The sequence below is a fragment of the Geobacter benzoatilyticus genome (genome assembly GCF_017338855.1).
Classification (GTDB): Bacteria; Desulfobacterota; Desulfuromonadia; order Geobacterales; family Geobacteraceae; genus Geobacter; species Geobacter benzoatilyticus.
In genome coordinates this window covers 2549300-2573412 of record NZ_CP071382.1, presented here as the reverse complement: position 1 = coordinate 2573412, position 24113 = coordinate 2549300, and the positions used below count along the sequence as shown (strand labels likewise).

Sequence of the window (24113 nt, the reverse complement as noted above, 5' to 3'; positions counted from 1 at the left end):
TGGCACAGGCTATTTATCAACGGAATTCAGGGCACGGGATTCAGTGAACGCAGAGGTGGCCGGGCCTTGAGCACGGGATTCACCAGAACCCGACCGCGGGCTGGATCCTGGGGTCGATGATTCAGGCGCTTGACTAGCAATGGCGAAGGCTCGCCCCACCAGTTGGCCATGGCTCTGAAATCTTCCCCGCCAGCGTTTTCAATGTCAAAGCTGCCATTGCCCGAAAAAGCATTTCCCCACGCGACGCCCAGCCCATCCTCTACCCGCAGGCCTATGGCACCATTCGAGGCGATTTCGTTGCCGTTCACCTGAACCCTGGAGCGGACGAGATGAATCCCCACATCCCGGTTGTCCGAAACCCGCGACGCCGTCACCTTGCCGGTACAGTCGGTGACGGCTAAGCCGGTGGCGTTATCCCGGAAAATAGCGGAAGCAATGCTGAAGCGGGATGAACTCGCGGTTAATCCAGCCTGCTTGTTGGCGACAAATCGCCCCCCCTCCAGAAAAAGGGATCCGCCGCGCACCATCATGCCGAGGCGGTTGCCGCGCACGGTAATATTGCGAACATCAGCCTCGCTCTCGGCGAGTTCCATGCCCACACGGCAGCCGGATGCTTCGCAGCCTTCAACGGTAATGATGGAATCCTGGAACCGCGCTCCGGTTCCGCAGGCGGACAGGGACACATCTTTGAGGGTTATGGTGGAAAAAGATGCGTCTATGCCGGTAACTGCCCCTTCGACACGGCACTGATCAAAAAGATTCTTCTTCTCGCTTCCCAGGAGGATAATCCCCTGCCACTCACCGGCACCGGGGTCCGGAAAGGCTGAGGTAAAGCGAACCGGTTCCCCGGCACCCCCCTTGGCCACAATCCGGCCCTGTACCAGGAGCACCGGCCCCGCCCCCTCGCCGGGGGCAGTCCTCCGGAAACGGACAACGGTCCCCGGTTCAATGGTAAGAGTTGTCTGGGGCGCCACGGTTATGGAGCCTTCCACCAATACCTCGCCGCGCCAGATGGTGTCTTCGGTCAAAACGGCATCGCGCATCACCTGCTCGGCGGCAGCATCCACCGCCGGCGCAAGGCGCGATTCCCCCGGAAGCGAATGTGGCGTACGGACGGCAACGGGAGCAGGACTCTTCACCGGTTCCGGGGAAGGCGTAGGCGTGGACCCGGGAGCCTCAATCACGACAGGCGCCGTTTCACCCCCCTCATCAGTGCCTGTTGCGGGCTTCGGAGAATGAGCAAACATGCTGCCCGCGTCAAAAAGCTCCGAAACCTTGCCGCAACCGCCAAGAAACAGCATCATGGACAGAAGCGCGAACAGGAGGGCAGGAGCCCCTTTTATCGCCGGGGGAAAACCTATCATTGCAATTCTCCCTCGCAACGGTAGTGAACCCGGTTTTTCCCGCACTCCTTGGCCCGGTAGAGGAGTCCGTCCACACTGTTCAGGAGTTCCTCACACGTTTCACCGTCCCTCGGGAAAGAGACCACCCCCACGCTGGCCGTTATACCGTGGGATGCAATCCCCTTCAATTCTCCGATACTCTCATGCTCCACAAGTTCCCTGAGCCGCTCCGCAGCCAGGAGTGCGTTGGGAAAATCAGTTTCCGGCAGTAGAACGATGAACTCCTCGCCCCCGTAACGAAAGGCAAAATCAGTACTGCGCAGCGCTTCCACAAGGATGTCTCCCATGACCCCCAGCACCTTGTCGCCATGGGGATGACCGTAGGTGTCGTTGAATTTTTTGAAGTCATCGACATCCATCATGATAAGGGAAAGGGGTTTATGGTAGCGTTGTGCCCGGCTCAGCTCACGGCCGAACATCTGCTGGAAATAGCGGCGGTTGTAAAGACCTGTCAAGGCATCGGTTATGGCCATGAGCCGGGTCCGCGCATGGAACTGGGCATTGTCTACGGCCATGGCGGCGAAAGACGCCAGGACATCGAGAAGTTTCAGCTTATCCCGGTCAAACTCCCGGGGGACGAAGTCCCCAAGGTAGAGGATGCCGATGGTCCGGCTCTGGACTTTGAGCGGAATGCAGATGAGGGATCGGATCCCCTCCTTGAGAATGATGGGATTGATGTTGTAGAAGGTTTTCCGGGTATCGCCGACAAACAGGATCTCTCCGCCGGCAAGTGTCCGGCCGGTAAGACTGCCCGGCCGAATCTCCCACTGCCCGGTATTGACGAATTCGTGGGACAATCCGCTATGGGCGTTAATGGTCAGCTCGCTCTTGTCGGCATCATAGAGGGCCACGCTTCCGGCAGGGGTGTCCGCAAAACGCATGGCACTGGACAGGATAACCTGAAGGACATGACCGAGATCCAGGGAGGAGACCACCGTCCTCGCCACATCGATAAGCTCCTTGAGCGTGCTTACTTCCTCTTCGAGCAGCTCCCTCGTGCATTTCACGCAAGATTCCATGTCTTGATCCATTCATAAGAAAATTCCAAATTTTGTATCACGAATCAGGTTGATTGTAAATTGCCGGCAACGGGCTCACGACCATCAAACATATGCCGAAGACTTCAATGCTCTGTCTAATCAACCCGTTAGGCGAAAAATTTTTTACCCCTTGACAGGCCATATATATTGTGGATAATCACGGTGCGCACCACAACATATATGACAAAACGCTTTTTCACAAGCATCATCCACCACCCCACAAGCGCAAGGAGAGGAAATTATGGCAGAATCGACGACAAACATGGAAATCCCCGGGCTTTCGAAAAACGCCCGCACCGTCCTTGAGAAACGCTATCTCAAGCGCGACACCGAGGGGAAAATCCTCGAAACACCCGCCGACATGTTCCGGCGCGTGGCCGAGGCCATTGCCGTCGCTGACCGTAGTTTCGACAAGAAGGCCGACACCAAGGCGCTTGCCCAGAAGTTCTACGACCTGATGACCTCCTTCGAATTCCTCCCCAACTCCCCCACCCTCATGAACGCAGGGCGCGAACTGGGCCAGCTCTCCGCCTGCTTCGTGCTCCCCGTGGGGGACTCCATGGAGGATATCTTCGATGCGGTCAAGTACACTGCCCTGATCCACAAATCCGGCGGCGGAACCGGCTTCTCCTTCTCGCGCCTGCGTCCGGCCAACGATGTGGTCCGTTCCACCTCGGGCATATCCAGCGGCCCCATATCATTCATGCGGGTATTCGACGCCGCCACCGAAACCATCAAGCAAGGGGGGACCCGGCGCGGTGCCAATATGGGGATCCTCCGCGTGGATCATCCGGACATCATGGACTTCATCATGTGCAAGGATGACCAGAAACACCTCAACAACTTCAACATCTCGGTGGGACTCACCGAGGCGTTCATGGAGGCCGTGGAAAAAGACGCAGAATACGATCTGCGCAACCCCCGCGACGGCAAGCCGTGCGGCAAGCTCAATGCCCGCAAGGTGTTCAGCCGCATCGTGAAGCAGGCATGGAAAAACGGCGAGCCGGGGATCATCTTCCTGGACCGCCTCAACCGGGACAACCCCACCCCCAAGGCCGGCGAGATCGAATCAACCAACCCCTGCGGCGAACAACCGCTCCTCCCCTACGAGTCGTGCAACCTGGGCTCCATAAACCTGGGAAAGATGGTGAAAGACGGTGAAGTGGACTGGAAGCGCCTCAAAGAAGTAGTCCGCCTCGGGGTTCACTTCCTGGACAACGTCATTGAAGTGAATAACTACCCTCTTCCCCAGATCAACGAAACGACCCGTTCCAACAGAAAAGTAGGTCTCGGCGTCATGGGATGGGCCGACATGCTGATTCTTCTGGGCATCCCGTACAGTTCCGCCGAAGCCATAGCGCTGGGCGAAAAAGTGATGCGTTTCATCAATGACGAAGGGCACGCCTATTCCCGTGAACTGGCCGCCTCGCGGGGAACGTTCCCCAACTTCGAAGGTTCCATCTATGACCGCCCCGGCGAAGGCCCCATCCGTAACGCCACGGTAACCACCATCGCCCCCACCGGGACCATCTCCATCATCGCCAATGCCTCCAGCGGCGTGGAGCCCCTGTTCGCGGTTTCCTACGTACGCCAGGTCCTCGACAAGAATATCCTCGTGGAGGTCAACCCCATATTTGAAGAAATAGCCCGCCAACGGGGCTTCTTCTCCGAAGAACTCATGCAGAAGATCGCCCAGCACGGCACCGTCCACGACATTGCCGAAGTTCCCGAGGATGTCCGTAAAGTATTCGTTACCGCCCACGACATCACGCCGGAAGACCATATCGAGATGCAGGCGGCTTTCCAGAAGTACACCGACAACGCCGTCTCAAAAACCGTAAACTTCGCCAACAACGCCACCATCGAAGATGTGGAAAAGGTCTACCGCCTGGCCTACAAGCTTGAGTGCAAGGGGGTTACCATCTACCGCGACGGCTCCCGCGACGAGCAGGTTCTCTCCACCGGCGCCAAGGAAGAAAAGGAGAAGGTGGTCCACACCGATGAGAAGCGGGCCGTGAAGCGGGACCGCCCGAAAGCCCTCAAGGGCTGGACCTACCAGATGCAGACCGGCTGCGGCCCCCTCTACGTCACCGTCAACGAGGACAAGGCCGGGCTCTTCGAGCTCTTCACCACCATGGGGAAAGCGGGCGGATGTGCCGCCTCCCAGTGCGAGGCCATCGGCCGCATGGTGTCGCTGGCATGGCGCAGCGGCGTCCAGGCCCGCCAGGTCATCAAGCAACTCCTCGGCATCTCCTGCCATCTGCCGGCCGGCTTCGGCGACAACAAGGTCCTCTCCTGCGCCGATGCCGTGGCCAAGGCTATTCAGGCCCACATGCAAGCTGAAGGCTATGATATCGGGCTCGAAGCCACGGCGCCCGAGCGGGGCGCCTGCCCCGAGTGCGGCGGCATCGTCGAGCATGAAGGGGGCTGCGCCGTCTGCCACGTCTGCGGCTATTCAGAGTGCGCCTGACCGAGTACTGACATACCTGGAAAAAAGGCCCGCCTCAAGCGGGCCTTTTTTTTGAAAAGCCGCACGACGTCACCGGTTCTGCCGCTTCAGCTCCACCAGCGTCGCCCCCCATCCCCCTGCATCCTCCCCCGCCATACGGAACGATGCCACAACGTCGAGCCGCTCCAGGACGGCATGAACTGTCCGGCGCAGAGTTCCCGTCCCCTTGCCGTGGATAATCCTGACAGAGTAAATGGACCGTTCGCGGCAAGCCGCCAGGTAATCGGGGATGAGGTCCTTCACCTCGCCGGGCCGGAAAGCATGGAGGTCAAGAATACCGTCAATGGGGAGTTCTACGGGCGTGTCTTCAATCATGGAAACCGTCTCCTCCGGACTCGCAACCAGGATACATCCATCGTCAAGAGTATTCTCCCATTGGCGGAAAAACTCTATTGATTTATTGCTCCCCTATGGTAATCCAGAAGGGAAGCGTAAAACGCAAGCTTCATTTTCCATGAAAGGATCGCCATGACTGCCGACATCACCACCATGCTCTGGGACACCGATCTCCTCTACCGGTCACCGGATGCACCGGAACTCGAAGCCGATCTCGCCAAGGGTGCCTCTGAGGCAAAAGCGTTCCGGGACCTTTATCTGGGTAAGGTTTCAACCCTGGACGCAGCAGGGCTCCGGGATGCGTTCCGGCGCTACGAAGCCCTCTCGGAACTCCTTGTAAAGCCCCAGCTCTACGCCCATCTTCTCTTTGCCGCCGACTCCGATAGCGACGCGAACAAGATGCTCTCACAGAGAACTGCCGAATTCGGCAACCTCATGGGGCGCGAGCTTCTCTTCTTCGACCTGGAGATCATGGGCATCCCCGATGAACGTTTCGCGGAAATTGCCGCCGACGAATGTCTTGCCGGATATGGCCACTATCTGCAGATTGTCCGTAAATTCCGGCCGCACACGCTTACGGAACGGGAGGAACAGCTCCTGAAGCTGAAAAACCTCACCGGGGCCGAAGCCTTTTCACGCCTTTTCGACGAGCTGTCGGCCTCCTTTCGCTTCAGGATGGAGCTTGAAGGGGAGGAACGGGAGTTTACCGGCGAGGAGCTTTTGGGGCTTCTCCATCACCCGGACGCGTCGGTGCGGGAACGGGCCTTCGCCACCTTCCTGAAGCGACACGAAGAGGAGGCAATCGCCCTGGGCGCCGTCTTCAATACCGTCGCCCTGGACCACGGGCAGGAGCTGGAGCTGCGCAGCTACCGCCACCCCATGGAGCCCACTAACCTGGGGAACGAGATACCCGAAGAGGTGGTGAACCGGCTCATGGAGGTCTCGGAGGCCAACTACGGCCTTGCCCGCGACTACTTCCGGCTCAAGGCGCGGCTCATGGGGATGCCGAAGCTGAAGAACACCGACATCTACGCCCCGGTCGGCGAGACGGACCGCCACTACACCTTTGACGAGGCCCGGGATCTGGTCCTCGATGCCTATGGCGCATTCCAGCCCCGCTTCCGCGACATCTGCGCCGCCTTCTTCGCCGAGCGGCGGATCGACGTGCTGCCGCGCCCCGGCAAGAGCGGCGGCGCCTTCTGTATGGGGATGACGCCGAGCCTCTCCCCCTATGTGCTCCTCAACTTCACCGGCAACCTGCGGGACGTGGCCACCATCGCCCACGAACTGGGGCACGGGCTCCACTTCGTCCTGGCCCAGAAGCAGTCCATGCTCAACTACCACGCGCCGCTCCCCCTGGCGGAAACGGCGTCGGTATTCGGCGAGATGCTCCTGACCCGCTCGCTTCTCGAAAAGGAGAGCGACCCCTCGGTGAAAATCGCGCTGCTATGCGCCAAGATCGAGGATATCATCGCCACCACCTTCCGGCAGAACGTCCTCACCCGCTTCGAGGAGCGGATGCACAACGAACGGAAGGAGGGGCTTCTCACCGCGACGCGGCTCTGCGACCTCTGGTGGGAGGAGAACGGCAAGCTCTACGGCGACGCCGTGGATATGATCGAGCCCTACCGCTGGGGGTGGAGCTACATCTCCCACTTCATCCACGCCCGCTTTTACTGCTACTCCTACACCTTCGCGGAGCTACTGGTCCTCTCCCTCTACGGGAAATACCTGGAGGAAGGCGACGCATTCATCCCCACCTACGTGGGCATCCTGGAAAGCGGCGGTTCACTGTCGCCGGCCGACACGGTGAAGCCGGCGGGAATCGACCTGGCCGATCCCCACTTCTGGCAGAAGGGGTACGATTTTCTGGCGGAACTGATCGAGGAGCTGAAGGGGCTGATTGGGGAACGGTAGGGACGAATCTCGTATTCGACCTTCGTGGGAAACGGGCGATCACAAGGATCGCCCCTACAATAAAAAAGCCGCCGGGATTCTCTCCCGACGGCCTTTTTTCATTGGTGTACGCGCCCTCTCAGTACCGGTAATGGCTGGTCTTGTAGGGGCCCTCTTTCGGCACGCCGATGTAGGCGGCCTGCTCATCGGTGAGCTCCGTGAGCATGGCTCCGAGGGTCTTGAGCTGCAGGCGGGCCACCTTCTCGTCCAGTTCCTTGGGGAGCATGTAGACGCCGACCGGGTACTTGCCGGGGTTGCAGAAGAGCTCCATCTGGGCCAGGGTCTGGTTGGCGAAGGAAGAGCTCATGACGTAGGAGGGGTGCCCCGTGGCGCAGCCAAGGTTCACGAGCCGTCCCTCGGCCAGGAGGATGATCCGCTTGCCGTCGGGGAAGATGATGTGGTCCACCTGGGGCTTGATGTTCTCCCACTGGTACTGCTTCAGGGCTGCCACCTCGATCTCGTTGTCGAAGTGGCCGATGTTGCAGACGATGGCGTTGTGCTTCATGGCCTTCATGTGGTCGTGGGTGATGACGTTGATGTTGCCGGTGGTGGTTACGAAGATGTCTGCCTTGTCGGCGGCCCACTCCATGGTGACCACCTTGTACCCTTCCATGGCGGCCTGAAGGGCGCAGATGGGGTCGATTTCGGTAACCCACACCTGGGCCTGGAGCCCGCGCATGGCCTGGGCGCACCCCTTGCCCACCTCGCCGTAGCCGCAGATGACTGCCACCTTGCCGGCCACCATCACGTCAGTGGCCCGCTTGATGCCGTCCACCAGGGACTCGCGGCAGCCGTAGATGTTGTCGAACTTGGATTTGGTGACCGAGTCGTTGACGTTGATGGCCGGGAACTTGAGACGCCCCTTCTCGTGCATCTGATAGAGCCGGTGCACGCCCGTGGTGGTCTCTTCCGTCACCCCCTTGATGGCGGCGGCGGTCTGGGAGTACCACCCCGGCTTCTCGGCCAGGCGCTTTTTGATGGCGGCAAAGAGGTACTGCTCCTCCTCGCAGGTGGGGTTGGCGATAACCGCAGGGTCCTTCTCGGCGTCGCTCCCCAGGTGCAGGAGCAGGGTGGCGTCGCCGCCGTCGTCGAGGATCATGTTGGGGGTGCCGCCGTCATGCCACTCGAAGATCCGGTGGGTGAATTCCCAGTATTCCTCAAGGGACTCCCCCTTGTAGGCGAAGACGGGGATGCCGGCCGCGGTAATGGCGGCAGCGGCGTGGTCCTGGGTCGAGAAGATGTTACACGATGCCCAGCGCACTTCGGCGCCAAGGGCCGTAAGGGTCTCGATGAGCATGGCGGTCTGGATGGTCATGTGGAGCGAACCGGCGATGCGGGCGCCCTTAAGGGGTTTGCTCGCGGCGTACTCCTCGCGGATGGCCATGAGGCCGGGCATCTCGGTTTCAGCAATTATCATTTCCTTGCGTCCCCAGGGGGCAAGGGAGAGATCCTTTACAAAGCAATCGGTAAACGCACCGGCCTGTGTGCTGGGTGTCGACATTGTATCCTCCATTTCGTATTGTTATTGTCACTGTATCGGTACGGAAAAAGAAATATATATCATTTATTGCCGGGCAGGGTCAAAGTTCAATTCCCATTTCCATAAAAAAGGGGCACCTGCTGGTGCCCCCCTCTTTCTTTGGGACGATGAAAAACTGCCTCAGGCTGCTCTTTCTGCCTGGCCGGCCTCCTCCGCGAAGAGTTCGTCGAAGATTTCCCGTACCGTGGTAATGCGGTCGGCCTTCCAGGCATTGGTGCCGCAGAATACTAGCCCCGACTCCACATCGCCCTGTTGCGCCCGATCGAGGGCGCTTACGATGCAAAACCGCTCGCCCGTCTCCTTGTAGGAGCATTTCTTCAAGCAGGCATTGGTGCAGGAAGTGGCGTTTGTTTCATCGTAAAGGGTTATATTCTCCTGATTGCTGAGGATGGCCCGCCCCGGCAGTCCCGCCGGGCTCATGATGAGGCCGATATCCTCTTTGCGGCAATCGAGGTACATCTGCTTGTAGGCGTCTTCGGCATCGCACTCGACCGTCGGCACGAAGCGGCTCGCCATCTGGACGCCGTCGGCCCCTTCGGCAAGGGCATGGACGACATCGGCGCGGTCCCAAATCCCCCCTGCGGCGATAATCGGTATCTCTTTACCGTATTCGGAGCGGAAGAATTCCTTTATGGCGCGGATGGTGCCGTACTGGTCATAGTCTCCGGTACCGATGTTTTCCAGCTTTTCACCCAGATGGCCGCCGGCGGTATCGGGGTCTTCCACAACAACCGCATCGGGAAGACGGCCGTATCCTTTGTCCCACTTTTTGGCGATGAGCTGGGCAGCACGGAGCGACGACACGATCGGCACGATAGCCACATCCGGGGCATGGGCGGTGAGGCCGGGGAGCGTCATGGGAAGACCCGCCCCGCAAACTATAACCTTGGCGCCGCCTTCGATGGAAGCTTGAACGAGCTCTTCATAATCGGCAAGCGCCACCATGATGTTTACACCGATGATCCCGTCGGGAGCCACCTCATAGGCCTTGCGCAGCTCCTGCCGCAGCGCCTCGGGATTGGACTGGAGATAGTTGGAACCGGTGTAGAGGCCGCTGTTGAGAGTGATACCGGCAGTGGCCACGAGCCCCACGCCGCCGCATTTGGCCACATGGCCGGCAAGCCGCCATCCCGATATGCGAACTCCCATCCCACCCTGTATGAGCGGATATTTCACTTCATACTTGCCGATTTTAAGCGGTCCTGCCATGTTCCTCACCCCCTGCCGGTGTTGTTTGTATGATGGTTACCATAGCAGAGCAGCGGCCGGAATATGTGTAATACTTTTGTAAAACGAAATACCCTTGCAAACACAACGGGGGGGTGTTACACAAAAAATCATGAAATGGCTGAAAAAACTCATAAACCCGCTCATGGCCCTGATCGGAATTCAGGTCGTATGGGGGTTGCTGGTCTTTTTCTGGATCAGCTGGTTCGTGGGGCGTCACAAGGAGTTCCGTCAACTGGCCGAACGCTACCGACCCGAACTGCTGGCGCGGGGCTTCGACTGGGCTGTGCTCGTGGAAGGGCTGGTGCTTCTCGTCATCATCCTGGCGGGAGTCTATGTCATTTTCATTTACTGGCGCCGCCAGTCTAAACTGAATCTGGAGCAGCAGGACTTCATCTCCCAGGCGACCCACGAACTCAAATCACCGTTGGCTTCCATCAAGCTCCACCTGGAGACAATCCGGCTCCGCAAGCCCCCCGCCGACAAGCTGGAGCGTTTCCTGGACACCATGCTCGTGGACATAGACCGGCTCGACAACCTTACCAGCAATATTCTGATGGTCGCCAAGATTGAACAGCGGCGTCGGGCCTCCCTCTACCCGGTGGTGGACTTCTCGGCCCTGGTGACCCGTTACATGGAGCATCAGCGCAACAACCTGCCCGAAGGTGGAAGCGTCATCCTCGACATCGAGAAGGGAATTTCCGCGGCAATCGATGTGGAGGGGATGGAGACGGTACTGCGCAACCTGTTCGAGAATGCAATCCTCTACAGCGTCGGGGCTCCGGAAATCCGCGTCGCCCTGAAGCGGGAGGGGAACCGCTGCGTTCTCTCCTTCCAGGACAACGGCAAAGGAATCGACCGCAAGGACCTCAAGCATATTTTCCGGAAGTTTTACCGGATTCGCAGCAGCGGCGAAGCGATCCGGGGAACCGGCCTCGGCCTCTGGATCGTCAAGTCAGTGGTCAGGGAACACGGCGGGACCGTAACTGCCGAAAGCGAGGGGCCCGGGAAGGGAACCGTCTTCACCATCAGCCTCCCCCTCCCCCGCCACAAAGGGGTTACCCGATGAACGACGAAAAACCCCACATCCTGCTGGTGGAAGACGAGATTCACCTGGCTCGGGGCATCTGCTTCAACCTCGAAATGGACGGATATCGCGTAAGCCATGTGGAAAGCGGCGAAGAAGCCCTGGAGCGGCTTGCCTATGACCGCTTCGCTCTCATCATTCTCGATGTGATGCTTCCGGGAATGGATGGTTTTGCCGTCTGCGAACGGATCAGGTCCATGGACAGCCGGGTGCCGGTACTGATACTGACTGCCCGGTCCGACGAAGGAGCACGGATCACGGGACTGAAGAGCGGCGCCGATGACTACCTCACCAAGCCCTTCAACCTGAACGAGTTTTTGCTGAGGGTCGGCGGGATGCTGCGGCGCTCGTCCTGGTATCGCCCCGAGCCAGTGGAGGAAGCGTACCGTTTCGGCGACAACGAGGTATTTCTCCTGTCCTATCATGCCCGCACCGCCCAGGGAGAGATCGACCTCACGGAACTTGAGGTTAAGATGCTATCCCTTTTCTTCCAGCGGGAGGGGGAGGCCATCAGCCGCGGCGACATCCTGGAGAATGTCTGGGGATACAAATCCGACACTGAAACCAGAACTCTGGACAACTTCATCGTGCGGCTGCGGAAATACTTCGAGCCGAACCCCGCCAAGCCGATATATTTCCATACAGTTAGGGGATTGGGATACCGGTTCAGCAGGAAAGGCGGCGAGGGAGCGAAGTAGTGAGACTGTGAGGAATTAGGATATAAAACGGAGAAAAGGCCGGGTGACGCAATATCATCCGGCCTTTCTGCTATCCAGCTGTTTACTAGCTCACTATCTCGCTAGATACCTGCCTTCTGGCGAATTATGTCAACCTTGTCGGTCCGCTCCCAGGTGAACTCGGGGAGTTCCCGGCCAAAGTGGCCATAGGCGGCAGTCTTCCGATAGATGGGACGGAGCAGGTCGAGCTGCTCGATGATGGCGCGGGGACGCAGATCGAAAACCTCGCGCACTATCTCGGCCATACGGCTCGACGGGATTTTGCCGGTGCCGGCAGTGTCAACCATGACCGATACCGGCTCGGCCACGCCGATTGCATAGGCCACCTGCACTTCGCACTTCTCGCAAAGCCCGGCAGCCACCAGGTTTTTGGCCACATAACGCCCCATGTAAGCGGCGGAACGATCCACCTTCGAGGGATCCTTGCCGGAGAAAGCACCGCCGCCATGGGCGCCATGGCCGCCGTAGCTGTCAACGATGATTTTCCGCCCGGTCAGGCCGCAGTCGCCCATGGGCCCGCCGATGACGAACCGGCCCGTGGGGTTGATGAGGAGCCGGGTCCGCTCGTCCATGAGGTCAGCCGGAATGATCTTCTTCACGACCTCCTTGATGATCCCTTCCTTGATGGTCTCGTAGGAAACCTCCGGCGTATGCTGGGAGGAGATGACCACCGTATCCACCCGCACCGGCTTGTCATTCACATATTCTATGGAAACCTGTGACTTCGAATCGGGACGAAGGAAGTCAAGAACGCCATTTTTACGCACTTCCGCCAGCCGTTGGGTCAGCTTGTGGGCATAGGTGATGGACATCGGCATGAGTTCCGGGGTTTCGGTGCAGGCATAACCGAACATGAGCCCCTGGTCCCCGGCACCCTGCTCCTTGAACATCCCCTCCCCTTCGGTAACTCCCTGGGAGATATCGGGGGACTGCTTGTCGATGGAAACGAGAACGGCGCAAGTTTCCCAGTCGAATCCCATGGCCGAATCATTGTAGCCAATCTCGCGAATGGTCTCGCGCACAATCTTGGGGTAATCCACCACGGCACTCGTGGTTATCTCGCCGGCAATTACCGCCATGCCGGTGGTTACCATGGTTTCGCAAGCAACGCGAGCCTTGGGATCCTGGGTAAGAATAGCATCGAGAATGGAATCCGACACTTGATCCGCAACTTTATCGGGATGCCCTTCTGAAACCGATTCGGAAGTAAAAATATAGTCCTTCATCTCCATCGCTGATCCTTCCTCCTCACTGATGAATATGGTCTGTTCAATGTTCTGCAAAGGTTTGAATTGTATAAGCTGGCGGAGACTGATGTCAAGGGGGAAAACAAAGAGGGGTCAGTCAAAACTCTCGGAAAACCGTGCAGAAATCTCACTGCTAAGGTAGGCTTCCACTTCCGCCGCGCTGGAGAAAGTGAGCGCCTTTGCCACAAGAAGCTCCGCGTCGGCCCTGGCGGCACGGCGCAGAACTTTCTTTACACGCGGAATCGAGACACCGGTCATTGAAAGTTCATCGAACCCAAGGCCAAGGAGAATAGGAAGATAACGCGCCTCGCCGGCCATCTCGCCGCACATGCAGGCACGGATGCCGGCGGCATGGGCCGCTTCGACCACCATGCGGAGTGAGCGGAGAACGGCCGGGTGCAGCGGCTGATAGAGGTGGGCCAGATGCTCATTGGTGCGATCGATGGCCAGGGAGTACTGGATGAGATCATTGGTGCCGACGCTGAAGAAATCCACTTCCAGGGCAAGGATGTCGGCAATGACGACCGCCGAGGGGACCTCGATCATGATGCCGACTTCCATGGCTTCATCGAAGGGAATCCCTTCAGCGCTAAGCTCGCGCTTTGCCTCTTCCAGAATGGCCTTGGCGGTGCGCACCTCCTCGACCCCGGAAATCATCGGGAAGAATATCCGGACCTTGCCCCGGGCGCCGGCCCTCAGAATAGCCCGCAACTGGGTTTTGAACACCTCGGGTTTGCGGAGAGAAAGACGGATTGCCCGCAACCCCATGGCCGGGTTCATCTCATCCTCCAGATGAAGATCGGTGGCGAGCTTGTCGCCCCCCACATCAAGGGTTCGGATGGTAACCGGCAGGGGAGCCATTTTTTCCGCAATGGCGGCATAGGCCAAGTACTGCTCCTCCTCGTCGGGAAGCCCCCTGCGGTTCATGTAGAGCATTTCGGTGCGGTAAAGCCCGACCCCTTCACCGCCATGTCCCTTGAGCGTCGGGATTTCCTCGGCAAACTCGACGTTTCCCATGAGACAAACCCGATGACCGTCGGTGGTCTCGGGGGGGAGGTCCCGAAGCTTGAGGAACTCCTGCTCCAAATAGTCATACCGCTGCTTGCGCTGGAGGTAATCGCGGAAGGTCTCCGCATCGGGATTGACGACCACGGTGCCGTCGGTGCCGTCTATGATGATCGGCAATCCGTCAATGTCCTCGCCGGTAATCGTTTCGAGGCCTACCACAGCAGGAATTTCAAGGGCTCTGGCCAGGATGGCCGTGTGTGAAGTCCTTCCCCCCATATCCGTAATGAAGGCGATTACCTTGTTTTTGTCTATCTGGAGAATATCAGTGGGCGAAAGGTCGTGGGCGACGATGACGATCTTGCCTCCATCGATTGAAGCGATGCTTTCCTGACGCTTGCCAACCATCGCCCGCATAATCCGCTCGACGACGATTTCCACATCACCAGCCCGTTCGCGCAGGTACTCGTCTTCAATATCAACAAAGAATTCTTTGAATTTCTGGAGGTTACGCTTGAGTGCCGCCTCGGCATTAATCCGCTCCCCTGCGATCAGGTCGAGGGTGCCGCGGGTAAGCATGCTGTCGTCTAGGATCAACAGGTGGGTGTCTACAACATAGAGGTGTTCGGGGCCGCGAGTTGCGGCAAGATGCTCTTTAACGGCAAGAAGTTCCTGGCGGGCATCCTGAAGCGCGGCAAGGAAACGCGAACATTCCTGTGCCACCTCATCCTCTCCGATCGTAACCTCGGTAACCGCTACGCGGTTACGGTCGGTGATGCGCGCAGTTCCGATCGCGATCCCTGAAGATGCTTCTATGCCGCGGAAAATCCGCGTATCATTCCTCGCCGAATCCATTGGTTATGAGATCACCGAGGGCGGCCATTGCTTCCGCCTCATCCTCACCATCTATCGTGACTTTGATAACCGTTCCCTTGGCAGCGGCAAGCATCATTATTCCCATGATGCTCTTGCCGTTTACCTGCACTCCTTCACGCTCGATCTTTATATCGGAACGGAAGCGGCTTGCCGTCTTGACAAAAAGGGCCGAAGCCCTGGCATGGAGACCTAGCTTGTTGACAATGCTGAATTCCTGAACTTGCATTACTGGATAATCCCTGCTCCCATGTTTTATTTCAGATAGTCTCCGGCCACGGCGATACTCTCGCGGCCGTATTCCTTGAGGGATGTGGCCAGATCGGCAACGGTTCCCCGATCCCTGTCCGAAGCGAACTTTATCACCATCGGAAGGTTCACGCCGGTCAACACCTCAATCCGGTCAGTTTCAAGAAATGATAGGCTCATATTGGATGGAGTGCCGCCGAACATGTCGGTCATTATGAGCGCACCATCCTCTGAAACGCGCTTAACGGCCTCGGCAATACGAGTCATGATGTCATCGGCAGGGTCTCCCGGACGGATACCTACTGCTTCTGCACGTTCAATGGGTCCCACGATCATTTCGGCTCCACTTAAAAGTTCCTCGGCGAAACCGGCGTGGGTAACTAACACCAATCCAATCATCGATTTATCCTTTATCCATGTCCCTATGGCTCACCTTTACGGAAATACCGTTGCGGGCAAAAAACTGGTGGAGCTCTTCCACAAGCGCAACCGACCTGTGCCGGCCTCCGGTGCAGCCGATTGAAATAGTCAGGTACGATTTCCCCTCCCGCTTGTAAGCGGGCAGAAGATAATCAAGCAAATCCTCGAACTTGGCCAGGAACTGACCGGTCTCCGGTTTATCCAGAACGAAATCCCTTACGCGGGAATCAAGCCCAGTGAAGGGTCTGAGTTCCGGCACAAAGTGGGGATTGGGAAGAAAGCGGACATCCATGACCAAATCCGACTCCAGCGGAATCCCGTAACGATAGCCGAACGACTGGAGATTAATCGTCATCCTTCCCGTACCGGCCACTCCCTTGACACGAACCAGCACCATCTCCTTGAGCTGGTGAACGTTCAGCTCGGACGTGTCGATTACAAGCGTGGCAAGTCGCCGGAGTCCCGCCAGTTGCTCGCGCTCGTAGCGGATTCCTTCGGGCACCGAACCACTGTCCAGGGCCGGGTGGCGACGCCGGGTCTCGGAGAAGCGCCGAATCAGCACTTCATCGGTTGCATCGAAAAAGATTATCTCGATGGTATGCCCGGCATCATCTATCTCGTGAAATATCTTTTCGAAGCCCTTGAGAAAATCCCTCCCTCGGATATCCATGACGAGAGCCACGCCCGGCACCGTTTCCTGGGACTTCTGGACCAGATCGATGATGGTGGGGAAGAGCTGCACCGGAAGATTATCGATGCAAAAGAACCCCTCGTCCTCAAGAACTCGCACCGCTGTGGATTTGCCGGAACCGGAGAGGCCGGAGATAACCAGAACGCGCATCGGTCACTCCACCTCATTGCCCCGGGGGCGGACTTCCATTCTCGTCATGAGCTTCTCCTGGAACTCCCGGGCCGAATGGTATCCCATCCCCTTGAGGAGATGGTTGCGGGCCGCCACCTCGATTATTGAGGTGAGGTTGCGTCCCGGCCGAACTGGAATCTTGATGTAAGGAATCTCGATATCGAGGATCGTGTAGAACTCGTCATCCAGGCCAAGGCGGTCGTATTCATGTTCCGGGTCCCAGTCAACCAGCTCGATCACCATATCGATAATCTTCTTCTCGCGAATGGACGACACACCGAACAGGTTCTTGATATTGAGAACCCCGAGCCCCCGTATCTCGATATGATACTGGATAGCCTCAGCCGCCTGCCCCACAAGGGCGGCAGGCATTTTTTTCTTAACAAACACCACGTCATCGGCCACAAGACGGTGCCCCCGAATGACCAGGTCGAGGGCGCACTCGCTTTTGCCGATGCCGCTCTTGCCCAGCAGGAGAACCCCGACACCGAGGACATCCACGAGGACGCCATGGATGTGGGTCATCGGCAGGAGCCGCTCCTCCAGGAACTTCGTGATGAGCGAGATGAACGTTGATGATTGAAGCGGGGTCACCATGAGCGGGATCGCTTCACGTTCGGCCGCATCCTTGAGGAACTGGGGCGGGTCCAGCCCCTTGGTGATGATGATGCAGGAAATGGGATACTCGCAGAACTTGTCGATGAATATTGTGGCAAGTTCCTCATGGAGCTGTCGCAAATAGGAAATTTCAGTGTTCCCCAGCACCTGGACCCGGTCCGGATGAAGGTGATCGGTATATCCGGTGAGGGCAAGGCCGGGTTTTTGGATACGCGAACTGAATACTCGGTGCTCGACCCCTCCCCCACCCGCAATGAGGGACAGGTCGAGACCATACTCCGAATCATTGAGGAGGTCTTCTATTGAGAGGCTGATGGTATTCAACGTCTGTTCCCCCTCCATCCGGCAGGGCAACCGGCAGCGGGCCGCGCACGCCAACAGGCGGCGCGGCCCTCAAGGCTCTATTTGGGTGCCGGCTCGATCAGGCCGTAATTGCCGTCTTTGCGGCGATAGACAACATTGATCACTTCAGTGGCGGAATCGGTGAAAACAAGGAAATCCTTGTGGAGGAGGTCCATTTGCATGACAGCCTCCTCGACCGACATCGGCTTGATCGTTATGGTCTTGCTCCGGACAATTACCGGCTCCTGCTGCTGGTCGATGCTCTCGGCCGTGAACACGCTCTTCTGCACTTCGAGTGAACGGTTGTCGGCTGCCGGCTTGTGGTCCTTGAGGCGCTCTTTGTAGCGCCGAAGCTGGCGCTCGATTTTGTCGATCACGGCGTCGATGGCCGCATACATGTCGTTGGTTTCCTCGGCAGCCTTGATGGTAACACCCTTGGCGGTAAGGGTAACCTCGGCCATATGACGAATTTTCTCAACGGTGAGGAAGACTTGGGCGGTGATGGGTTCGTCAATATATTTCTTAACCCTCTCCAGTTTCTCGGCAGCGTAGCTTTTCAGGGCTTCGCTCTGCTCCATGTGCCTGAATGTCGTGGTAATTTGCATAACTTCCTCCTTGCGGTAAATGCGTCTCGGGTCACCTGCTCCTACTTCAGTTAAATCACTAAAAAGCAATCCTTCAACCCGCAACGTCAAAAGAAAAATTTATCGGAACCGGGCACAACTCAGAAATGCCGCTTGCGCTCCGATGACGAGCCGATTCTCATCATCTCCCGGTATTTGGTAACGGTACGTCGGGCAATGTTAATGCTGCTGGCAGACAGGAGATCGGCAATGCGCTGGTCGCTATATGGCTTGCGCGGGTCTTCGGCTTCGACTATTTCCTTGATCTTGTTCTTGACACTCTCCGAGGCGATAAAGTCACCCTCGCCGGTGGAAATACCACTATTGAAGAAGTACTTCATCTCGAAAAGCCCTTGGGGTGTCTGCATGTATTTGCTGGTTGTAACACGGCTGATGGTGGACTCGTGCATGCCGATATCTTCGGCCACGTCACGGAGCACCAGCGGCCTGAGATATTCTATTCCCTTGTCGAGGAAGTCCCGCTGGAACTTGGCAATGCTCTTGGCCACCTTGTAGATGGTCCGCTGCCGCTGATGAATGCTCTTGATGAGCCACATGGCCGAACGGACCTTGTCATTAATGTATTCTTCAGCTTTTTCATCCACCTGGCCGGCTGACTTGGCATCTCCAGAGTAAAAGGGGCTGATACGAAGATTGGGGAGCCCTTCGTCGTTCAGCATTACGACATAGTCCTCTCCAATCTTGTAGACGAAGATGTCGGCGGAAATGTAGTGGACGTCATCGGAACCATAGATACGACCCGGTTTGGGGTCAAGCCCGGCAATGATGCGCGCCCCCATGAGGATATCGTTGATGTCCACCCCGAGGGCCTTGGCGATCTGCTTGTACTTGCGGGCTTCCAGATCATGGAGATGGTCTTTGAGTATCCCCTCCACAACGCTCCCCCCCATGTCAAGCTGGGCAACCTGAATGAGAAGACACTCCCGGAGGTCCCTGGCACCGACCCCCATCGGGTCGAACTCCTGTATCTTCTTGAGGCATGCCTCGACAACGACATCCTCTACACCCCGTGACCGTGCAATCTCCTCAACAGTGGCCCGGAGATAGCCATCTTCGTCGATATTACCGATAATCTCGGCACCGATTTCCGCTTCCGCATCGGAAATCCGGGCAAGGCTCAGCTGCCACATGAGATGATCGACCAGGGTACCCTTGCGGGTAAGGATATTTTCGTAGGAGGGGCGCTCCTCGTCATCGTAATACTGCTCGCCAGCGCTGAAATTATACCCTTCGAGGTAACTGTCCCAATCGGTGTCGCGCAGGGTTTCCTCCCCCGCCTTCACCTCCTGGAACCCCGTATCCTCGCCGGAAGGTGCCTCTTCCTTTTCGGACTGCTCCAGCTGTTCCTGCTCCCGGGGCTCCTCAAGCTCCAGGGTCTCTTCGAGCACAGGATTCTCCTCCATCTCCTGACGGACAAGATCCTGAAGCTCCAACCGCGAGAGCTGAAGAAGCTTGATGGCCTGCTGCAACTGGGGAGTCATCACCAGTTGCTGGGTCAGTTTCATCTGTTGACGCATTTCAATGGCCATAACTGGAACACCCTGGATGCGGTCTTACGCTCGTTAGTTGCGGGGCAAACAACCGCCGCATTGCAATGGCATCTCTAAAAAAACAAGAAACGTTACAGTCTGAATTTATCGCCCAGGTAGATTTCGCGGGCCTTTTTGCTTTCGGCGATTTTCACCGGATCGCCATATTCAATGACCTCACCTGAGCTCATAATATAGGCGTTATCGCACACGCCAAGCGTCTCTCTGACGTTGTGGTCGGAAATCAGAATTCCTATTCCTCTCGATTTCAAATCGGTGATAATCGCCTGAATATCAATTACTGCAAGGGGATCAATCCCCGCAAAGGGTTCGTCGAGAAGGATAAACATGGGATCGGTCGCCAGAGCCCGGGCAATCTCGACCCGGCGGCGCTCTCCTCCGGAAAGGGCATACCCCTTGCTCTTCGCGATATGGGCAATCTTGAACTCGCCGATGAGCTCTGAAGCCCGCTCACGCCGCTCAGCCGGGGAAAAGTCCATGGTTTCCAGAACTGACAGGATGTTCTCCTCAACAGTAAGCTTGCGGAAGACAGAAGGTTCCTGGGGGAGATAACTGATTCCCATGCGCGCACGCTGATACATGGGAAGCGCGGTAATCTCCTCGTCGCCGAGGAACACCTGGCCTCCGTCAGGGCGGCAAAGCCCCACAACCATATAGAACGTAGTGGTCTTGCCGGCGCCGTTGGGCCCCAGAAGCCCCACGACCTCGCCCGTCGAAACCCTCAGATCGACGCCGTTTACAACTATGCGCTTGCCGAAACCCTTCCGGAGTCCCTGTGCCCGCAGAACAGTATCAGCGCTTTTGCCCGTCATTCTTCACCTTTTCCTTAGGCGTAATGACTGCCTCGACCCGTGTATCGGGGCCGCCGGTCACAATACTTCTTTCTTCGTCCACAAAATAGGTGATGACCTTGCCGGTTACGGTATTATCGCCCTGAATCACCTTGGGATCACCGGTAAGGACAATCTTTTGCTCGACACTCTGATAGACAGCTTCACGTGCCGTAGCAAGGCGGTCTCCCTGGACGATGCGAACGTTCCCCGTCGCCACCACCTTGTCGAGATCGCCACCTTCTTCTTTATAGTGGACGACAAGCTTGTCGGAATAAATGGTCAAATCACCCTGACGGGCGACAACTTTGCCGCTGAACGTGGCAGTTCTGCTTTTACTGTCACTGGAGAGTTCATTGGATTTTATGGTCACCGGCTGTCCCTGCCGGTCCCCTTTCAGCAGCGGCGCAGCGTTGGCAACTGCCAGTGATGCCAGCAGCATAAGCATAACCGTGAAGATTCGCATCATATCATCCCTTTTTCCGCGGCGTGACGGTTGCAGTCACATCCTTAAGAACCCGCACCTGCCGGCTCTTGACTGAAAACTCCATCCCTACGCCCGTGACGCTCATTCCGCCATCGGTGAATACAACCCTGTCATCGGTCACAATCAAAGAACGGCCAGCCTCGTATGAAGCCCGGCCCGTGGTGAACGCCATGCCTGATTCGCTTTTCGCGGCGACATTTCCGGCCAGCTTCACATTCTTCGACGCATTGAAGTAGTCGGCCTCATCCGAGACAAGAGTCACGTCTCCACTATCACCACTCTTGTAAAGAATCAACCGCACGCCGGACAGCCTGGTCACATCCCTCGCCTTGTCATACTCACCCTTTTCGGCAAAAAGATCCCATTGCTTAACACCATTTTTGGTTTCCGCATAATGGATTGTGCTGAGGGAAAGTTCAACGTTGCGGGGAAGAGCCGGCAGGCTCTCCTCCTTCTTATCGCCTCCCCCTAGCCTCAAGGCAAGAGTACCGGCAACATAGAGTACTGCAAGAATAATGACCGAGGCAAGAATATGCCTGATTTTATTAGCATTTGCCATATATATGGGCGAAGTATACCATCTCGCCAAAGCACTGTAAAGTGGATTCTCGGCACAGATAAGCAATTTGGCACGGAGATTGTAAGATCAGAACCGCAAACTTGCAGAATAGCCAGCAAAGGGGCTTCGCAGGCCCTATGACCGGGGAGGACATCATCGGTAACAAAGAACTGAAAAAGGGGAGGATGCGGTAAAAAGGTATTCGGAGAAAAACTAGAGGAAGTAACGGGAAGTTATCTCATCCCACTTCCCCTGCTCCCTGAGCAGAAGGTCGCAGACCTCGCGCACAGCCCCCCAACCGCCGCGGTTGCGGGAGGTGAAGTGCACGAAGGGGAAAACATCATCCACGGCGTCTGCCGGGGCAGCCGCAAAACCGACCCGGCGCAACACGGGAATATCAATAACGTCATCCCCCATGAAGGCGACCTGTTCATCGGTCAATTCCGTTCTCTCCAGAATTTCCCTGTAGGGGGTAAGCTTGTCGAGGGATTTCTGATACACCAGCGAGATACCCAGTTCAGCGGCCCTATTTGAAACCACAACCGACCCGCGACCAGAGATGATGCCCACCTCGATCCCGGCCCGCTGTACCATCTTGATCCCATGGCCGTCCTTGACGTTGAAGAACTTGCTTTCAACACCGTTGGAATCGAAAATAATCCGCCCGTCGGTCATGACACCGTCCACGTCAAGAAGAAGAAGCCGGATATTCCGGATACGCTCGTTCATCAGGCAAGCCCCGCTTTGAGAAGATCATGCAGATGGACCACACCCACCGGCTTCTGCTCGTCATCCCCCTCGAAAACAAAGAGAGAGGTAATCGAATACTGCTCCATGCGCTGAAGAGCCTTGGCAGCCAAGTCTCCACGCAGAATTCTCTTCGGGTTCCGGCTCATGAGCTCCGACGCGCGGAGTTCAAGGATGGCAACGCCCCGACTCAATGCCCGGCGCAGGTCTCCGTCGGTAATGACCCCCAGGAGATCGCCGCCGGCATCCACAACCCCCGTAACGCCCAACCCCTTGGATGTGATGACGAACAGGGCGTCGCTCATGGGGGTATCCGCCGCGACAAGCGGCAGGAAATCGCCGCCGTGCATCAGGTCCCCCACGGTAAGAAGAAGCTTCTTGCCGAGGGAGCCGCCGGGATGGAACAGGGCGAAATCCTCGGGACGGAACCCGCGCTCTATGAGAAGCGCCACGGCAAGGGCATCGCCCATGGCCAGCGTGGCGGTCGTGGACGCGGTGGGCGCAAGGCCCAGGGGGCAGGCTTCCTCCTTGACCGAAATATCGAGGAAAACGTCACCGGCCTTGGCAAGGGTCGATTTCGGGTTTCCCGACATGGATACCAGGGAAGCGCCAATCCTTTTAATGATCGGCAATATCCGCACAACCTCTTCCGTTTCGCCGCTATTGGAGATGGCAATAACCACATCCCCCTTCATGATCATCCCCAGATCACCATGAATCCCCTCGGCAGGATGGAGGAAAAATGCGGGGGTTCCAGTAGAGGCCATGGTTGAGGCAATTTTCTGGCCGATGAGACCTGATTTACCCATGCCGGTTACCACCACCCTCCCCTTGGTCGCAAGAATGAGGCGAACAGCCCTTTCGAATTCACCGTTAATGGAATCGGCAAGGGCCATGAGGGCATCGGCTTCAATGCGGATAACCTTGCGTGCTTCTTCAATAATCATCTGGGATCCGTAACCGGGTACCGGGAACCAGGGCCGGTAAAACCTCTACCTGCACCTGAGCACCGTTTCCGGGCTTCTATTTTACTATGGCGTCAATAGCCTTGAGCTTTTTCAGCAGTACGGGAAGTTCATCGAGTGGGATCGAATTGGGACCATCGCAGAGGGCCTTGGACGGATCCTCGTGAACTTCCATGAAGATGCCGTCGATGCCTGTTGCTACTGCTGCGCGGGAGAGATACTCCACAAACTCCCTCTGGCCGCCGGATGTGCCGCCCTGCCCTCCGGGGAGTTGAACGCTGTGCGTTGCATCGAAAACCACCGGAAAGCCCAACCTCCGCATTATGGGGAGGCTTCTCATGTCGGACACGAGGTTGTTGTAGCCGAAAGAGACGCCACGCTCGGTCAGGATAATTTGCTCGTTCCCGCTGGCGACAATCTTGCCCACCACGTTTTCCATGTCCCAGGGGGCAAGAAACTGCCCCTTCTTGACGTTCACCACGCAGCCGGTGCGGGCGGCCTCAACCACAAGATCGGTCTGGCGGCAGAGGAAAGCCGGGATTTGAAGGATGTCGAGAACCTCGGCAGCGGGCTGCACCTGCTCAATGGAGTGGATATCGGAAACAACGGGGATACCGAGTGATTCCTTAACCTTGGCGAGTATGCGGAGCCCCTCCTTCATCCCCGGCCCACGGAAGGAGGTGACCGAAGTGCGGTTCGCCTTATCGTAGGAAGCCTTGAAAATGAGAGGTATCGACAAGCCGTTAACAATAGTCATGAGACGTTCGGCGCAACGCAGCGTTGCGGCCTCGTTCTCAATGACACATGGGCCGGCGATGAGCGCCAGGGGACGGGGTCCCCCTATCTTCACGTTGCCGATGGTAATTTCTCTGGTCATAGG

At 57.4% G+C, this 24113-nt stretch carries 23 protein-coding genes; 4 read left to right on the top strand and 19 right to left on the bottom strand.

Annotated features, from left to right (window positions below; genetic code table 11):
• Positions 1-26: 26 nt before the first annotated feature.
• Together JZM60_RS11785 and JZM60_RS11780 are read right to left on the bottom strand one after the other, a co-directional pair.
• Positions 27-1364, bottom strand: a complete 1338-nt coding sequence (locus JZM60_RS11785) for a right-handed parallel beta-helix repeat-containing protein (RefSeq protein ID WP_241426243.1) — start codon at positions 1362-1364, stop codon at positions 27-29.
• On the bottom strand, positions 1361-2410 hold the full coding sequence (locus JZM60_RS11780; RefSeq protein ID WP_338148854.1) for a diguanylate cyclase: 1050 nt from the start codon (positions 2408-2410) through the stop codon (positions 1361-1363). Before JZM60_RS11780 ends, JZM60_RS11785 begins: the two co-directional genes overlap by 4 nt.
• Positions 2411-2684: 274 nt before the next feature.
• Between JZM60_RS11780 and JZM60_RS11775 the strand changes: the two genes are divergently transcribed.
• Positions 2685-4913 (top strand): vitamin B12-dependent ribonucleotide reductase, encoded by a 2229-nt coding sequence (locus JZM60_RS11775; RefSeq protein WP_207162648.1) that lies wholly within the window; start codon positions 2685-2687, stop codon positions 4911-4913.
• A 69-nt stretch (positions 4914-4982) separates the two neighbouring features.
• Here the strand turns inward: JZM60_RS11775 and JZM60_RS11770 are convergent, their stop codons facing one another.
• Positions 4983-5267, bottom strand: coding sequence for a Smr/MutS family protein (locus JZM60_RS11770; RefSeq protein ID WP_207162647.1), 285 nt, complete (start codon positions 5265-5267; stop codon positions 4983-4985).
• Positions 5268-5420: 153 nt separating this feature from the next.
• Here JZM60_RS11770 and JZM60_RS11765 point away from each other — a divergent pair, with 153 nt between their 5' ends.
• Positions 5421-7205, top strand: coding sequence for a M3 family oligoendopeptidase (locus JZM60_RS11765; RefSeq protein WP_207162646.1), 1785 nt, complete (start codon positions 5421-5423; stop codon positions 7203-7205).
• Positions 7206-7323: 118 nt separating this feature from the next.
• Here the strand turns inward: JZM60_RS11765 and ahcY are convergent, their stop codons facing one another.
• Positions 7324-8745 carry an adenosylhomocysteinase gene (ahcY, locus tag JZM60_RS11760; RefSeq protein ID WP_207162645.1) on the bottom strand — a complete coding sequence of 474 codons (1422 nt, stop codon included), beginning with the start codon at positions 8743-8745 and terminating at the stop codon, positions 7324-7326.
• Positions 8746-8904: 159 nt separating this feature from the next.
• Positions 8905-9993 carry an NAD(P)H-dependent flavin oxidoreductase gene (locus JZM60_RS11755; protein ID WP_207162644.1) on the bottom strand — a complete coding sequence of 363 codons (1089 nt, stop codon included), beginning with the start codon at positions 9991-9993 and terminating at the stop codon, positions 8905-8907.
• A 130-nt stretch (positions 9994-10123) separates the two neighbouring features.
• Between JZM60_RS11755 and JZM60_RS11750 the strand changes: the two genes are divergently transcribed.
• Both JZM60_RS11750 and JZM60_RS11745 read left to right on the top strand, forming a co-directional pair.
• The gene (locus JZM60_RS11750) at positions 10124-11080 is read left to right on the top strand and encodes a sensor histidine kinase (protein WP_207162643.1); all 957 of its coding nucleotides are present in this window, start codon (positions 10124-10126) and stop codon (positions 11078-11080) included.
• Positions 11077-11796: a response regulator transcription factor gene (locus tag JZM60_RS11745; protein ID WP_207162642.1), complete on the top strand. Its 720-nt coding sequence runs from the start codon at positions 11077-11079 to the stop codon at positions 11794-11796. The genes JZM60_RS11750 and JZM60_RS11745 overlap by 4 nt, the downstream gene beginning before the upstream one ends.
• Positions 11797-11897: 101 nt before the next feature.
• Here JZM60_RS11745 and metK read toward each other — a convergent pair whose 3' ends face one another.
• The 14 genes from metK to kdsA all read right to left on the bottom strand — a co-directional run bounded on the left by metK (position 11898) and on the right by kdsA (position 24110).
• On the bottom strand, positions 11898-13067 hold the full coding sequence (gene metK / locus JZM60_RS11740; protein ID WP_207162641.1) for a methionine adenosyltransferase: 1170 nt from the start codon (positions 13065-13067) through the stop codon (positions 11898-11900).
• Positions 13068-13175: 108 nt separating this feature from the next.
• On the bottom strand, positions 13176-14942 hold the full coding sequence (gene ptsP, locus JZM60_RS11735) for a phosphoenolpyruvate--protein phosphotransferase (RefSeq protein ID WP_207162640.1): 1767 nt from the start codon (positions 14940-14942) through the stop codon (positions 13176-13178).
• Positions 14923-15189 (bottom strand): HPr family phosphocarrier protein, encoded by a 267-nt coding sequence (locus tag JZM60_RS11730; protein WP_207162639.1) that lies wholly within the window; start codon positions 15187-15189, stop codon positions 14923-14925. Before JZM60_RS11730 ends, ptsP begins: the two co-directional genes overlap by 20 nt.
• 26 nt (positions 15190-15215) lie before the next feature.
• A complete protein-coding gene (locus JZM60_RS11725; RefSeq protein WP_207162638.1) occupies positions 15216-15608 on the bottom strand; it encodes a PTS sugar transporter subunit IIA in 393 nt (130 codons plus the stop codon).
• 4 nt (positions 15609-15612) lie between these two features.
• Positions 15613-16470, bottom strand: coding sequence for an RNase adapter RapZ (rapZ, locus tag JZM60_RS11720; RefSeq protein ID WP_207162637.1), 858 nt, complete (start codon positions 16468-16470; stop codon positions 15613-15615).
• 3 nt (positions 16471-16473) lie between these two features.
• On the bottom strand, positions 16474-17433 hold the full coding sequence (gene hprK, locus JZM60_RS11715; protein ID WP_207162636.1) for an HPr(Ser) kinase/phosphatase: 960 nt from the start codon (positions 17431-17433) through the stop codon (positions 16474-16476).
• A gap of 77 nt (positions 17434-17510) precedes the next feature.
• Complete coding sequence (gene hpf, locus JZM60_RS11710) at positions 17511-18056, bottom strand: ribosome hibernation-promoting factor, HPF/YfiA family (protein WP_207162635.1); 546 nt, start codon at positions 18054-18056, stop codon at positions 17511-17513.
• A gap of 119 nt (positions 18057-18175) precedes the next feature.
• Positions 18176-19624, bottom strand: a complete 1449-nt coding sequence (gene rpoN / locus JZM60_RS11705; protein ID WP_207162634.1) for an RNA polymerase factor sigma-54 — start codon at positions 19622-19624, stop codon at positions 18176-18178.
• 92 nt (positions 19625-19716) lie between these two features.
• Positions 19717-20457 (bottom strand): LPS export ABC transporter ATP-binding protein, encoded by a 741-nt coding sequence (lptB, locus tag JZM60_RS11700; protein WP_207162633.1) that lies wholly within the window; start codon positions 20455-20457, stop codon positions 19717-19719.
• Positions 20438-20944: a lipopolysaccharide transport periplasmic protein LptA gene (gene lptA, locus JZM60_RS11695; RefSeq protein WP_207162632.1), complete on the bottom strand. Its 507-nt coding sequence runs from the start codon at positions 20942-20944 to the stop codon at positions 20438-20440. The genes lptB and lptA overlap by 20 nt, the downstream gene beginning before the upstream one ends.
• Before the next feature lies 1 nt (position 20945).
• Positions 20946-21521: an LPS export ABC transporter periplasmic protein LptC gene (gene lptC / locus JZM60_RS11690; RefSeq protein ID WP_207162631.1), complete on the bottom strand. Its 576-nt coding sequence runs from the start codon at positions 21519-21521 to the stop codon at positions 20946-20948.
• Between the two features lie 213 nt (positions 21522-21734).
• Entirely contained in the window at positions 21735-22250 is a 516-nt protein-coding gene (locus JZM60_RS11685; RefSeq protein WP_207162630.1) for a KdsC family phosphatase, read from the bottom strand.
• Entirely contained in the window at positions 22250-23215 is a 966-nt protein-coding gene (locus JZM60_RS11680) for a KpsF/GutQ family sugar-phosphate isomerase (protein ID WP_207162629.1), read from the bottom strand. The genes JZM60_RS11685 and JZM60_RS11680 overlap by 1 nt, the downstream gene beginning before the upstream one ends.
• A 76-nt stretch (positions 23216-23291) precedes the next feature.
• The gene (gene kdsA / locus JZM60_RS11675; RefSeq protein ID WP_207162628.1) at positions 23292-24110 is read right to left on the bottom strand and encodes a 3-deoxy-8-phosphooctulonate synthase; all 819 of its coding nucleotides are present in this window, start codon (positions 24108-24110) and stop codon (positions 23292-23294) included.
• Positions 24111-24113: the final 3 nt, after the last annotated feature.